This is a genomic window from Pseudonocardia oceanicola (assembly GCF_047200735.1).
Taxonomy (GTDB): domain Bacteria; phylum Actinomycetota; class Actinomycetes; order Mycobacteriales; family Pseudonocardiaceae; genus Pseudonocardia.
Window position 1 is genome coordinate 1 of record NZ_JBJZON010000033.1, and the last position, 12,135, is coordinate 12,135.

Genomic DNA, 12,135 nt, shown 5'->3' on the forward strand with positions numbered 1-12,135 from the left:
AACGCGGAGAATCCGGGCTCGAGATCGCGTTATGGAACCATGATGCGGCGTCAGAGGGAGACCGCGACGTCCTCCAGGGCGTCGAGCGAGGTCTGCATGCCGCCCTCCATTCCGGACTCGATGTGGGCGTCGCGGTGCTGCTTGTTCTGGTGCTGCACGAGAATGGTGAGCGTGGTGCGCCCGCCGGACCCGGCGAAGTCGAGGGCGTTGACGGCGTAGCCCTCGGGCATGCCCTCGAAGACCTCGGTGGTCACGATCCGCTCGCCCGGCACCAGCTCGCGGTACTCCCCGTGGAACGCGACCTCGAAGCCGCCGGTCGCCTCCATCACCCAGCGCCAGCCGCCACCGACCCGCAGGTCGATCTCGGCCGACGTCACGGTGCCCATCGAACCCGCCCACCAGCGCTTCACCAGCTCGGGCTCGGTCCACGCGCGGTAGACGGCGGCGGGCGGCGCCGCGAACTCGCGCACGATCAGGATCTGGTTGTCGGCGGGCAGCGTGACGACGGCGCTACCCCTCGTGGTCGTTCCCATCGGTCTCCCCCGTGATCTCCGCCAGGACGGCGTCCAACGCGCCGAACCGGTCCTCCCAGTGCCGCGCGAAACCGGCCACCCAGTCGTGGATCGGCTTGAGCCCGCGGCCCTCGAGCCGGTAGAACCGGCGCCGCCCGTCCTCCCGGACGGCCACCAGCCCCACCTCGTGCAGCACCTTCAGGTGCTTCGAGACCTGCGGCTGGGCGAGGTCCAGTGCCGCGACGAGGTCGGTCACCGACCGCTCGCCCCGGGCGAGCACGTCGAGGATCTGCCGGCGCCGCGGTTCGGCCACCGCGTTGAACGCGTCGGTGGTGGTCGCCGCCCGTGCCACGTGCCCATTGTATTCCCATATGGGAATACGTCAAGGCCCCGGTCGCGACGACCTCGTTGCGGTGAGGTTCAGTCGATGACGAACGGGTCGTAGTGGATGTGCTCGGGCGCCGCGCCGGCGACCCGCAGCGCCCGCACCGTGGCGGTCAGCATCGGCGGGGACCCGCTGACCACGATCTCGCAGTCGCCCCACGACCCGAACCCGGTGACGACGTCGGCGAGCCGGCCGACCAACGGGCCGGGGTGCGCCGGCTGCTCCTCGACGACCGGCACGACGTCGAGCCAGGCGTGCCGGTAGGTCATCCGGCGCAGCTCGTCGAGCGCGTACAGCGCCTCCCAGGACCGCGCCCCGTAGAAGACCACCACCCGCTCCGAGCGCCCGCCCTCGCGCTCGAGCTGCTGCAGCACGGCCCGGATCGGGGTGATCCCGGTGCCACCGCCGATCATCAGCAGCTCCCGTCCGGGCCGCACCGCCCGGTCCAGCGCACCCATCGGCGGTCCGATGCGCCACCGGTCCCCCACCCGGGCGGAGGCGACGATCCCGCGGCTCACGCTGCCGTAGCCCAGCGCCTTGACGTGGAACTCCAGCACGCCCCCCGGATCCGGCGCGGTCGCCGGCGACAGAGAGCGCCACAGCCGCGGGTGCTGCGGGGTCTCGACGCCGACGTACTGCCCGGCCCGGTGGGGGACCGGCCCGTCGGCGCCCTCGACCTGCACACGCACGACCGCCGTGTCCCGGTCGACCCGCTCGTGGTCGACGACCACGCCCGCCCACCACGCGGGCCCCGCCTCCGCCTGCGCCGCCTTCTGCATGGTGCCGGCGAGGAAGGCGTAGGTGTACTCCCAGGCCTCGGCGACCTCCGGCGTCCACGCCTCGCCGGCGACCTCGGCGAGTGCGGCCAGGAAGGCCTGGCCGAACACGGTGTAGTGCTCGTCCCGGACGTCGAACTTGCGGTGGTCGCGGCCGAGCTGGGCGAGGAACGGGACCAGCGACGCCGGGTCGTCGAGCCCGTCGACCAGGTGCACCAGCGCGCGGCCGAACCGCGCGTACTGCGTGGTCATCGACAGCGGGAACAGCCCGCGCAGGCCCGGGGCGTAGCCGAAGAGCGTGCGGTAGAAGCGCGGGACGAAGTCGTCGACGTCGAGCTCCAGCTCGGCGGCACTGCGCCGGGCACGCTCCAGGTGGGGCGCGAGGGAGCCGGGCAGGGCGCGGCTCTCCGTCGTCATCGCCGGGACCGGTGCGCCGCCACCACGGGCGGAAGCGTAGCCGCCGCCGCGGAACGGCCGAGCCCGACCTGCCCTGTCCGACGGCGGAGGGCCCTGTCTCGGCCCGTCAGACGCGGGCGGCGCGCAGGGCGGCGTTGCGCTCCTTGACGGCGCGGTCCTTGTTCACCGGGTTCTGCGCCTCGTCCGGCTCGGTGCAACCCGCCTCGACCGCGATCCGGTTCATGGTCCCGAACATCCGGACCAGGTGGGCGAGCCGCAGCTCCGCGCCGTCGACGGGCTGCTGGTCGCCGCGCAGCAGGCCGAGCGTGGTGTCCACCCACAGCGCCTCGGCCTGCATCCCGGCCGCGCGCAGGACCTCCTGCACCCGGTCGGCCAGCTGCCGCGGCGGCAGGCCGAGCCAGCCCTCCAGAGTCCGCGCGTCGAGCGGGAACAACCGGTCCCGGTCGCGCAGGTAGAGCAGTTCGAGGGCGTAGCCGTGCGCGTAGGCGCAGTAGTGGCAGCCGTTGTACAGCGAGATGACCATGCCGGCCAGGTGGGTGCGCTCGTGGCCCAGCACCTTCATCGACACGAGGTAGCGCGGCATGTTCACGAAGAACCAACCGAGCGCGCCGAGAGCACCCATCCGGGCGACGATGTGCGGGATCATCCGGGGCGCGAAGCCCCACATCCCGCGGCATCCGGCCTCGAGAACCCGGACCGTCACGCGGTCGACCACGCCTCCGGCCATCGAGATCCCCCCACTCACGCCTGGTGATCGGAGGATACCGCGGCGTGGTGGTCCCGAACAGCGCCGCGACCAGGCTTCCCCGGGATGCTCGACCGGAGCGGGTCCGCGCCGCCGCCTTCCGTACTGAACCTCCCGCGCCGTGCCACTAGCCTCCGGCGACGTGGGACGCGTCTTCCTCCTCCGGCACGGCGAGACCGAGTGGTCGGCCACGGGCAGGCACACCGGCCGCACCGACATCCCGCTCACCGACCACGGCCGGGAGCTGGCGGTGCAGGCGGGCCGAACGCTCGAGGCCCTGCGCCGCGACGCCCCGCCGCCGGTGCGGGTGGTCGTCAGTCCCCGCAGCCGGGCCCAGGAGACGGCGAAGCTCGCCGGCCTGCAGCCCGACGCGACGGACGAGCGGCTGGCGGAGTGGGACTACGGCGACTACGAGGGCCTCACGACCCCGCAGATCCGCGAGGAGGTCCCGGGCTGGACGGTCTGGACCCACCCCTGCCCCGGCGGGGAGACGGCCGCACAGGTCGGGACACGGGCCGACGACCTCCTCGACGGCGTGCGGGACCTGCTGCCCGAGGGCGACGTCGTGCTGGTCGGGCACGGCCACTTCGGTCGGGTGCTGACCGCACGGTGGATCGGCCTGCCGCCCGAGGGCGGCGTGCACGTGGCGATGGAGGCCGCTGCCTGCACGATCCTCGGCGACGAACGCGGGGTCCCGCGGCTCGACGCGGTGAACCTGCGGATCCAGTAGCGCGCCCCACCGCTCGAGTCCGCGGCGCCGCCGCGGGCCCGCGCGGGCTCAGTGCACCTGCACCTCGTCCCCGACCTGCAGGGTGTTGAAGAAGGCGACGGCGTCGTCGTGGGCGAGGTGCACGCAGCCGTACGAGGAGCTCCGCAGGCTGCCCTCGTGGAAGGCGACCCCGCCGTCGGCGAAGAACACCGAGAACGGCATGGGTGCGTGGTTGGGCATGTCGCTGACGTGGTTCTGGTCCTTCCACTGCACGTGGAAGGTGCCGACGGGGGTGGGGTCGGTGGCGTCGCCCGGCATCATCCGCACGGGCCCGCGGGCGATCTCGCCCTCGTCGAGCAGCCAGGCGCGGTGGGTCCCGAGGTCGACACAGGCGTGCGCGGTGGCAGTGCAGGGCGTGCCGGCCACCGTGGCCACGGTGCCGGTGTCCCCGCGGGGCGCACTCCGCGCGGGGGCGGCCTGGGCGGGGGCGGCCTGGGCGGGGGCGGCCACGAGTGAGCCGAGGCCGACGACGGCCGCCGTCACCGACGCGGCGCGGAGCCTCCCGGCCGTGATCCGCTTCACGCTGTGTCTACCCACTCGTCACTCCTCGGCGTTCCTACCCCCACACGTATGACGAGTGGGAGCAGCGGAGGTTGCTCCGTTCGTCGGGTGAAGACGAGCCCATTGAGCTGCAGATATCGTGCAGACGTGACGGAGCGGTGGACGAATCGGGTGCGGCGGGTCGAACCGGGCGACGTCGAGGCGGTGGTCGGGCTGGTGCGCGAGCTCGCCGAGTACGAGAAGGCCCTCGACCAGTGTCTGCTGAGCCCGGAACAGCTGCGGACCGCGCTCTTCGGTACGGCACCGGCACTGTTCGGGCACGTCGCCGAGGTCGACGGGACGGTCGTCGGCTGCGCGCTGTGGTTCCTGAACTTCTCCACGTGGGAGGGCGTGCACGGGATCTACCTCGAGGACCTCTACGTGCAGCCCGCGCACCGCGGTTCCGGACTGGGCCGGGAGTTGCTCGCCGCCCTGGCCGCGACCTGCGTCGAGCGGGGCTACGCGCGGCTGGAGTGGTCCGTGCTCGACTGGAACGAGCCCTCGATCGGCTTCTACCGCTCGATCGGCGCGGTGTCGATGAACGAGTGGACGACCTTCCGGCTCACCGGAGACCCGCTGGTCTCACTCGGCGCGTGAGCGCTCGTCGGCACCGATCGACCAGCGCCGCGCGGGCTCGCTGACCAGCAGCAGGAACGTGCCCACGACCAGCAACAGGGCGACGACGCCGATCGCGAGGCGGCCCTCCGCGAGCTGGGAGTAGACGAACGGGACCAGCAGCAGCTGGGCCACGATCGAGGGCGTGCGGGCCCCGTGCCTCCCGCGCCAGAGCAGGACCGCGCACAGCACCAGGGCCCCGCCGAGCAGCACGAAGTAGGACGCCTCGCCGATCCGGTCGCCGAGGCCGCCCTCCGAGGCGACCCCGAACACGACGGCCGTGCCGAGGCCGACGAGGCCCTCCAGCCCGACGATCGCGGCCGCCGCCCGCACCGGGACGGGCGGCGTCACCGGGGCGGGCCGGCCCGCCCCGCCGCGCGGCTCCCGGCTCGACTGGTCGCTGGGTTCGGAGGTCACGACGACGAGGATACGGGCCCGGTTAGGCTCGGGTCCGTGCGCGCGCTGCTCGTCGTCAACCCCCGGGCGACGTCGACGACCCCGGCGGGGCGGGACGTGCTGACGCACGCCCTGGCGAGCGAGCTCAAGCTGGACGTCCTGGAGACCGCCTATCGCGGGCACGCCGCCGAGGCGACGGCGGCGGCCTGCGCCGCGGGTGTCGAGCTGATCGTGGCGCTCGGCGGCGACGGCACGGTCAACGAGGTCGTCAACGGCATGCTGGTCGACCGCGAGGCGACCGGGCCGCGCGCGCCGGACGGCAGTGACCCCGACGCGCCCGCGCTGGCCGTGGTGCCCGGCGGGTCGGCCAACGTCTTCGCCCGGGCACTGGGCATGCCGCGCGACCCCGTGGAGGCCACCGGAGCGATCCTGGCCGCCCTGGCGCGGCGCAGCAGCCGGCTGGTCGGGCTCGGCCGGGCGGACGACCGGTGGTTCACGTTCAACGCCGGCATGGGCTGGGACGCCGACGTCGTCGCCGCGGTCGAGCGGGCCCGCGCCGCGGGGCGGGAGGCCACCCCGATCCGCTACGCGAACACGGCCATCGCCGAGTACCTGCGGCAGCGGCGCCGCCCGCCGTCGATGACGGTCGAGGTGCCGGGGGCCGGGCCGCTGGCGGAGATCCGGCTGGCGTTCGTGAGCAACACCGACCCCTGGACCTTCCTGGCGGGCCGCGCGGTGCGCACCAACCCGGGCGCCACGTTCTCGACCGGCCTCGCCCTCTTCGCGCTGCGCCACCTGGGGCTCCCGACGATCGGGCGCACCCTGCGGCACATCCTGTCGCCGGACGCGGACCCGCACGGGAGGAACATCGTGCGGCAGGACGCCGTTCCCTCTGTACGGATCCGCACCGCGGAGCCGCTGGCCCTCCAGCTGGACGGGGATCACCTCGGGTCGAGGACGGACGTCGAGTTCGTTTCCGTACCCGGAGCGTTACGCGTCGTCGTGTGAGAGGCGCCCCTCGTCGCAGTTCGGCCGGTGCCCCCACCCGGCCGAGTGACAGGTGGCGGCCATTCACCGATGCTCGGCGACCACCGAGCAGCTAGGGGCTCGCACCTGTGCGGACCGTGATCCAAGGTAGGTCCTGCGAGAGCAAGGGACCGCGTCGGGGTCACCCGGCATGGTCCACGGAAATCGGGGTAGCCCGGTCTCCGTTGGCCAGGGACACTGTCCATCGCACCTCGTGACGGCGGACGACACGGATCGATGCAGTAACCGAACGTGCCGGGCTTCGTTGCGAAGTGTGGGTGAGGATCCTCACCCGGGTGGACCTTGTCCCTTGAAGAGCGACGGCGCTCGTGAAATCATTCACAAGCGCGAAAACACCGTGACAGAGAGACCAGCGATCGGCGCGACCCCGATCGCGACGTACGAGGAGTAGGACGATCATGGATTGGCGTCACCGCGCTATCTGCCGCGACGAGGACCCGGAGCTCTTCTTCCCAGTGGGGACGAGCGGCCCGGCCCTCCTGCAGATCGCCGAGGCGAAGAGCGTCTGCCGCCGGTGCCCGGTGGTCACCGAGTGCCTGGCCTGGGCGCTCGAGAGTGGCCAGGACGCGGGTGTCTGGGGCGGTATGAGCGAGGACGAGCGCCGCGCCCTCAAGCGCCGCAACGCCCGTACCCGCGCACGCACCGCCTGAGCAGAAGCACCCGAGAAGTAGCAGGAAGAACCAGCACTCCCCCGAGGGCTCTCCCCGCCCTCGCCGCCCTCACCAGACTCGGAAGAGCGGGCCCGAAGCCGGACGCCACCGGCGACGGGCCCGCTCTTCTGTGGTTCCGGGATGTGTCACCGCACGCCCCGCGAACCCGTGACCGTCGGGCACGGCACCGGCGCGACCTCGGCACCGGGATCGGCGATCACGCTCCAAGGCTATCGCGCCGTCATCGGCACCGTGATAAGGGCCTCGGTTCCGCCCCCCTCGCGCGGACGCAGCGCCAGCGTGGAGTCGAGCTCGGCCAGCAGGGTGCGCACGATCTGCAGGCCCAGGCCGTCCGCCCGGTCGAGGTCGAAGCCCTCCGGCATGCCCCGCCCGTCGTCGGCGATGAACAGCTCCAGGGTGTGGGCCGAGCGGTTCGCCGTCACCACGACCTCGCCGGCCTGCCCCGGCTCGTAGGCGTGCGCCAGCGCGTTGTGCACCAGCTCGGTCAGCACCAGGACCAGCGGTGTCGCCAACGCCGAGCCGAGCGTGCCCAGCGAGCCCTCGCGGCGGACCTTCGCCCGGACCTCCGCCGTGGCGCCGTCGCCGATCGCCGGCAGCACGGTGTCCACCAGCTCGTCGAGGTCCACCATCTCGGCCACCGAGTAGGCCAGCGCCTCGTGCACCAGCGCGATCGAGGTCACCCGGCGCACGCTCTCCGCGAGCGCCCGGCGGGCCTCCGGGATCTGGGTGCGCCGGGCCTGCAGCCGCAGCAGCGCCGCGACCGTCTGCAGGTTGTTCTTGACCCTGTGGTGGATCTCGCGGATCGTCGCGTCCTTGCTGAGCAGCGCCTGGTCGCGGCGGCGCAGGTCGGTGATGTCGCGGACGAGCACCAGCGCGCCGGCCGCGTCGCCACGCGGGCGCAGCGGCAGCGCGCGCACCAGCATCGTGGCACCGCGGGTGCGGATCTCCATGCGCAGCGACGTGCGGCCGTCGAGGGCCGCCTGGATGCGCGCGGCGACCTCGCTCGCGTCGAACGGGTCCCGGGTGAGGGACTTCGTCAGCGAGGCCAGCGGGACGCCCACGAGGTCCGTGTCGTGGCCCATGCGGTGGTAGGCCGACAGGGCGTTGGGGCTCGCGTAGGCGACCAGGCCGTGCGCGTCCAGCCGGATCAGGCCGTCGCCCGCCCGCGGGCTCGTGTCGGCACCGGCCGCGGCCGCGGTCGTCGGGAAGGTGCCGTCGGCGATCATCTGGCACAGGTCCGAGGCGCTGCCGAGGTAGGCGATCTCGAGCGGGCTCGGCACCCGCGGCATGGCCAGGTTCGTGTCCCGGGACAGCACCGCGATGACGCGTCCGTGGTGGCGCACCGGGATCGTCTCGCGGCGCACCGGCACCTCGAGGTGCCAGCGTGGCTCCTCCTCGCGGCAGATCCGCCCCTCGACGACGGCGCGGCGCAGCTGCGGGTTGTCCCGCGGGTCCACCCGGGCACCGACGGCGTCCTCGGCGTGGGCGGTCGGCGCGGTCGTCGGACGGGCCTGGGCCACGCAGAGGAACTCCTTCGGACCGCCGGCCATCTCGACGTCGGCGTCCTGCGGCAGCGGGATCCAGAGCAGGAAGTCCGCGAACGACATGTCCGCCAGCAGCTGCCACTCGGCGACGACCCGCTGCAGGTGCTCGACGGCGTCCCCGGGGAGACTCGTGTGCTCGGCCAGCAGTTCGCTCAGGGTCGACACGGGCTCATCCAATCACGTGGGACACTGGTCGCAGTCCTGCGTACTTGTGAAGGAGGGACAGGCATGTCGAAGCGTGCGCGCAAGCGTCGCGACCGCAAGAAGGGCGGCGCGAACCACGGCAAGCGGCCCAACACCTGAGGGCCCGCCCCCGACGCGGAAACGGCCCCTCCGCTCCCGTCCGGAGCCGAGGGGCCGTTCCGTGTGTGGTCGATCAGGCGTGGCGTTCGATCCGGGTCGTGCGGACCTCGACGGTCGTGCCACCCGGCCCCGACTCGACGCTCACCTCCGCCTGCTCCAGCACCGCGGTGCGGATCTGCCGGCGCAGCCGGTCCTTCAGCCCGTCCGGGGCGATCTCGCCGCTGCACTTACGGGCGAGGAGCTGCTTGAGCTTCTCGTCGATGCCGTACTCCTGCAGGCAGGGAGCGCACTCATCGAGATGCTGCACGAGCTGGCGCTTGCGCTCCGCGTCGCACTCGCCGTCGAGGTACAGCCACACCTCGGCGAGGACCTCGGAGCAGTCGGTCTCGTGGTGGTTGCCGCAGCTCATGAGCTGGTCACCTCCTGCTCGCCCCGGATGAACCCGCGCTCCCGAGCGGTGTCGGTGAGCATGTCGCGGAGCTGCCGGCGCCCGCGGTGCAGGCGCGACATCACGGTGCCGATCGGCGTCCCCATGATCTCGGCGATCTCCTTGTAGGCGAACCCCTCGACGTCGGCCAGGTACACCGCCATCCGGAAGTCCTCGGGAAGCCGCTGCAGCGCGTCCTTCACGTCCGAGTCCGGCAGGTTGTCCAGCGCCTCGACCTCGGCCGAGCGCAGCCCCGTCGACGAGTGCTCACCGGCCTGGGCGAGCTGCCAGTCCGTGATCTCGTCCGTGGGCGCCTGGATCGGCTGCCGCTGCCGCTTGCGGTACCCGTTGATGTAGGTGTTCGTCAGGATCCGGTAGAGCCACGCCTTGAGGTTCGTGCCCTCGCGGAAGGTCCGGAACGCCGAGTACGCCTTGAGGTAGGTCTCCTGGACGAGGTCCTCGGCGTCGGCCGGGTTGCGGGTCATCCGCAGCGCCGCCCCGTAGAGCTGGTCGAGCATCGGCATCGCGTCCCGCTCGAAGCGGGCCGCGCGCTCGGTCTCGGTCTCCTCCGGAGCCCGGTCGAGCGAGTCGCTCTCGTCCCGCCCCGGGTCCTGCGCCAGGTCCTGCCCGGTCTCGGCCGCCGTCTCGTCCGGCACCGCGCTCCTCTCCCCCGCGACCGTGTGCACGATCGTCCGTGAACCTGCGGGGGTCGAGCCTACGCGCCCGCGACGTGACGGGCGCGGCCGAGCCGGTGGGCCCGCGACCGGGGCGTCCATCAGTACTGGGGTCACGTACGGTCTCAACACCCGTGGCCGGGTGCCGATTCCCGGCCGGTCATCGCAGGAGGTCGGGACGAGTGGCAGGGCGGGGCACCCCGGCGACGGCGCTGCTGACCAGGAGGAGGGTCGCGCACACGCTGCACTCCTACGAGCACGAGGGCGGCGCGGCCTACGGGCAGGAGGCCGTCGACGCGCTCGGGCTCGAGGCCGGGCGGGTGTTCAAGACGCTCGTCGCCGAGGTCGACGGGAGCCTCACCGTCGGGGTGGTCCCGGTCGACGCCACGCTCGACCTCAAGGCCCTCGCCGCGGCCGTCGGCGGGAAGAGGGCACGGATGGCGGAGGTCGCCGACGCCGAACGCGCCACCGGGTACGTCGCCGGCGGGATCTCGCCGCTCGGGCAGAAGAAGCGGCTGCCGATCGTGGTCGACGCCTCGGCCGCCGGCTGGGAGACCGTCTTCTGCAGCGCGGGGCGGCGGGGCCTGGAGGTGGAGCTGGCCCCGGCCGACCTGGTCGCCGTCACCGACGCCCGCACCGCACCCATCGCCGTGCGGGGGTAGCCGGGCGCCGTCCGGATGCGGCGGCCGGGCCCGGACGTACCCCGGCCGCACCGGCGCGGCCCGGTCGGAGCGCTACGGGAGGTGGCGCGCCAGCCACTCCCCGACCGCCTTCTCGACGGCCGGGACGTCCCGCTTCAGCGAGTGGTCACCGGGGAGCAGGACCACCTCGCGGGTCGGTGTGGGCCCGGGGCGGCCGAAGGGGTCCGACTCGCCCTGCACCACCAGCACCGGAACGTCGACGCCGTCGATCTCGGCCATCCGGTCCTTCTCCGGCCTGCCCGGCGGGTGCACGGGGAAGGCGAGGCACACGATCCCGGCCGCGCCGCCGGCGGCGGCGCACCGGCACGCCACCCGGGCCCCCGAGCTGCGCCCGCCGAACAGCAGCGGCAGGCCCGCCGGCAGTGCGCCGACCACACCGGCCCCGGCGTCCTGGGCGCCCGGGCCCCCGGCCGCGGCCCCCTCGTCCACCGCACCTCCACCCGTCCCGCACAGCGCCGCGACCACCGCACCCCATGCGGTGTCGAGCTGCGCGGCGGGGGCGGGGGCGCGTCGGCCCGCGACCCGGTAGGGCTGTTCCACCAGCACCACGTGCAGGCCGACGTCGAGCGCGGCGCGTGCGGCGGCGCGCAGGTCCGGGGCATCGATCCCGCCGCCGGCCCCGTGCCCCATCAGCAGCGCGCCCCGTGGCGGGCCTGCCGCCCGCCGGACGTGCACCCGGGCCGGCCCGTGCGGCGTGGGGATCTCGGCCACCTCCGCGGGCCCGAGGGGGGTCAACTCAGCAGGTCCAGCTGGATCGGCTCCTCCACCTGGGAGGGGTCGAGCGGTTCGAGCAGCTCCCTGCCGTTGTTCCGCACGCTGTTCACCTTGTCCGACACCGGCACGATGTCCAGCGTCCGGACCAGGTCCGGCGACGGCGGGGCGAGCCAGCGGCGCACCTCGTCCGCCTGCGCGTCGGTGTCCGGGTCGAGCCACGCGTCCCACGCCTCCGGCGGCAGGACCAGCGGCATGCGGTCGTGCACCTGGGTGAGCGGGCCGACCGCCTCGGTGGTCAGCACGGAGCAGGTGACCAGCCCCTCGGGGAACTTCTCCCGCAGCTCGCCCTCCTTGGGCCGCCAGAACTCCCACAGCCCGGCCATCGCGAGCGACCGGCCGTCCTTGTAGTGGGTGAAGTACGGCTGCTTGCTCGCCTTGTGGTCCTTCGTGGCGGCCCGGCGCTGCCACTCGTACCAGCCGTCGGCCGGGAGCAGGCAGCGGCGGGCGGCGAGGGCGCGGCGGAAGGCGGGCTTCTCCGCGGCCGTCTCGCTGCGCGCGTTGATCATCCGGGCGCCCGCGGACGGGTCCTTCGCCCACGACGGCACCAGCCCCCAGCGCACGAGCCGCAGACTGCGTTCGGTGGTGTCCGGGTCGGGGTGGCCGTCCGCGTCCCGGGGGTGGCGCTGGACGACCGCGATCACGTCCCGCGTGGGCGCCACGTTGTAGTCCGGCCGCCGCTCCTCGCCGGCCTCCTCGGTGACGGCGTCGACGGCGCTGAACTCCTCCGCCAGGTCCGTCGGCGCCTTCGTCGAGGCGTACCTCCCGCACATGCCCCCATCGTGGCACGGCGCACCGACGGTCCTCCGGGCCCGATTCCGGGGGCGCGCCCCGCCGGCGGA

The 12,135-nt window shown here is 73.6% G+C and carries 17 protein-coding genes; 6 read left to right on the forward strand and 11 right to left on the reverse strand.

Annotation, left to right across the window (positions count from 1 at the left end):
* Positions 1-50 precede the first annotated feature (50 nt).
* The 4 genes from ACL02T_RS30690 to ACL02T_RS30705 all read right to left on the reverse strand — a co-directional run bounded on the left by ACL02T_RS30690 (position 51) and on the right by ACL02T_RS30705 (position 2,835).
* Entirely contained in the window at positions 51-533 is a 483-nt protein-coding gene (locus ACL02T_RS30690; protein ID WP_412834297.1) for an SRPBCC family protein, read from the reverse strand.
* Positions 511-864 (reverse strand): ArsR/SmtB family transcription factor, encoded by a 354-nt coding sequence (locus ACL02T_RS30695; protein WP_412834298.1) that lies wholly within the window; start codon positions 862-864, stop codon positions 511-513. Before ACL02T_RS30695 ends, ACL02T_RS30690 begins: the two co-directional genes overlap by 23 nt.
* A 68-nt stretch (positions 865-932) precedes the next feature.
* Positions 933-2,090, reverse strand: coding sequence for a globin domain-containing protein (locus ACL02T_RS30700; RefSeq protein WP_412834299.1), 1,158 nt, complete (start codon positions 2,088-2,090; stop codon positions 933-935).
* 106 nt (positions 2,091-2,196) lie between these two features.
* Positions 2,197-2,835, reverse strand: coding sequence for a carboxymuconolactone decarboxylase family protein (locus tag ACL02T_RS30705; RefSeq protein WP_412834300.1), 639 nt, complete (start codon positions 2,833-2,835; stop codon positions 2,197-2,199).
* A gap of 142 nt (positions 2,836-2,977) precedes the next feature.
* Here ACL02T_RS30705 and ACL02T_RS30710 point away from each other — a divergent pair, with 142 nt between their 5' ends.
* Complete coding sequence (locus tag ACL02T_RS30710; protein ID WP_412834301.1) at positions 2,978-3,565, forward strand: acid phosphatase; 588 nt, start codon at positions 2,978-2,980, stop codon at positions 3,563-3,565.
* A 48-nt stretch (positions 3,566-3,613) separates the two neighbouring features.
* On the opposite strand, the gene ACL02T_RS30715 is transcribed toward ACL02T_RS30710, so the two are convergent.
* The gene (locus tag ACL02T_RS30715; protein ID WP_412834302.1) at positions 3,614-4,141 is read right to left on the reverse strand and encodes a L,D-transpeptidase; all 528 of its coding nucleotides are present in this window, start codon (positions 4,139-4,141) and stop codon (positions 3,614-3,616) included.
* A gap of 111 nt (positions 4,142-4,252) precedes the next feature.
* Between ACL02T_RS30715 and ACL02T_RS30720 the strand changes: the two genes are divergently transcribed.
* Positions 4,253-4,741 carry a GNAT family N-acetyltransferase gene (locus ACL02T_RS30720; protein ID WP_412834303.1) on the forward strand — a complete coding sequence of 163 codons (489 nt, stop codon included), beginning with the start codon at positions 4,253-4,255 and terminating at the stop codon, positions 4,739-4,741.
* On the opposite strand, the gene ACL02T_RS30725 is transcribed toward ACL02T_RS30720, so the two are convergent.
* Positions 4,727-5,176, reverse strand: coding sequence for a hypothetical protein (locus ACL02T_RS30725; RefSeq protein WP_412834304.1), 450 nt, complete (start codon positions 5,174-5,176; stop codon positions 4,727-4,729). The two genes, ACL02T_RS30720 and ACL02T_RS30725, sit on opposite strands and share 15 nt — an antisense overlap.
* 36 nt (positions 5,177-5,212) lie before the next feature.
* Here ACL02T_RS30725 and ACL02T_RS30730 point away from each other — a divergent pair, with 36 nt between their 5' ends.
* Positions 5,213-6,163 carry a diacylglycerol/lipid kinase family protein gene (locus tag ACL02T_RS30730; protein WP_412834305.1) on the forward strand — a complete coding sequence of 317 codons (951 nt, stop codon included), beginning with the start codon at positions 5,213-5,215 and terminating at the stop codon, positions 6,161-6,163.
* 437 nt (positions 6,164-6,600) lie between these two features.
* Positions 6,601-6,852, forward strand: a complete 252-nt coding sequence (locus tag ACL02T_RS30735; protein ID WP_037051753.1) for a WhiB family transcriptional regulator — start codon at positions 6,601-6,603, stop codon at positions 6,850-6,852.
* Positions 6,853-7,082: 230 nt separating this feature from the next.
* Here ACL02T_RS30735 and ACL02T_RS30740 read toward each other — a convergent pair whose 3' ends face one another.
* Positions 7,083-8,582, reverse strand: coding sequence for a sensor histidine kinase (locus tag ACL02T_RS30740; protein WP_412834306.1), 1,500 nt, complete (start codon positions 8,580-8,582; stop codon positions 7,083-7,085).
* Between the two features lie 63 nt (positions 8,583-8,645).
* Here ACL02T_RS30740 and ACL02T_RS30745 point away from each other — a divergent pair, with 63 nt between their 5' ends.
* Complete coding sequence (locus tag ACL02T_RS30745) at positions 8,646-8,720, forward strand: 50S ribosomal protein bL37 (protein WP_370467464.1); 75 nt, start codon at positions 8,646-8,648, stop codon at positions 8,718-8,720.
* A 73-nt stretch (positions 8,721-8,793) separates the two neighbouring features.
* Here ACL02T_RS30745 and rsrA read toward each other — a convergent pair whose 3' ends face one another.
* Both rsrA and ACL02T_RS30755 read right to left on the reverse strand, forming a co-directional pair.
* The gene (gene rsrA, locus ACL02T_RS30750; protein ID WP_412834307.1) at positions 8,794-9,129 is read right to left on the reverse strand and encodes a mycothiol system anti-sigma-R factor; all 336 of its coding nucleotides are present in this window, start codon (positions 9,127-9,129) and stop codon (positions 8,794-8,796) included.
* Positions 9,126-9,803: a sigma-70 family RNA polymerase sigma factor gene (locus ACL02T_RS30755; RefSeq protein ID WP_412834308.1), complete on the reverse strand. Its 678-nt coding sequence runs from the start codon at positions 9,801-9,803 to the stop codon at positions 9,126-9,128. The genes rsrA and ACL02T_RS30755 overlap by 4 nt, the downstream gene beginning before the upstream one ends.
* A gap of 200 nt (positions 9,804-10,003) precedes the next feature.
* On the opposite strand from ACL02T_RS30755, the gene ybaK reads away from it, so the two are divergent.
* Positions 10,004-10,483 carry a Cys-tRNA(Pro) deacylase gene (gene ybaK, locus ACL02T_RS30760; protein ID WP_412834309.1) on the forward strand — a complete coding sequence of 160 codons (480 nt, stop codon included), beginning with the start codon at positions 10,004-10,006 and terminating at the stop codon, positions 10,481-10,483.
* A 72-nt stretch (positions 10,484-10,555) separates the two neighbouring features.
* Here the strand turns inward: ybaK and ACL02T_RS30765 are convergent, their stop codons facing one another.
* A complete protein-coding gene (locus ACL02T_RS30765) occupies positions 10,556-11,257 on the reverse strand; it encodes an alpha/beta hydrolase family protein (protein ID WP_412834310.1) in 702 nt (233 codons plus the stop codon).
* Entirely contained in the window at positions 11,254-12,066 is an 813-nt protein-coding gene (locus ACL02T_RS30770; protein ID WP_412834311.1) for an SOS response-associated peptidase, read from the reverse strand. Before ACL02T_RS30770 ends, ACL02T_RS30765 begins: the two co-directional genes overlap by 4 nt.
* Between the last annotated feature and the right edge of the window lie 69 nt (positions 12,067-12,135).

Excerpts from the sequence above, each read along its gene's own strand:
- ACL02T_RS30700 (WP_412834299.1), bottom strand. The coding sequence starts at position 2,090 with ATGACGACGGAGAGCCGCGCCCTGCCCGGCTCCCTCGCGCCCCACCTG.
- ACL02T_RS30770 (WP_412834311.1), bottom strand. The coding sequence starts at position 12,066 with ATGTGCGGGAGGTACGCCTCGACGAAGGCGCCGACGGACCTGGCGGAG.
- rsrA (WP_412834307.1), bottom strand. The coding sequence starts at position 9,129 with ATGAGCTGCGGCAACCACCACGAGACCGACTGCTCCGAGGTCCTCGCC.
- ACL02T_RS30690 (WP_412834297.1), bottom strand. The coding sequence starts at position 533 with ATGGGAACGACCACGAGGGGTAGCGCCGTCGTCACGCTGCCCGCCGAC.
- ACL02T_RS30735 (WP_037051753.1), top strand. The coding sequence starts at position 6,601 with ATGGATTGGCGTCACCGCGCTATCTGCCGCGACGAGGACCCGGAGCTC.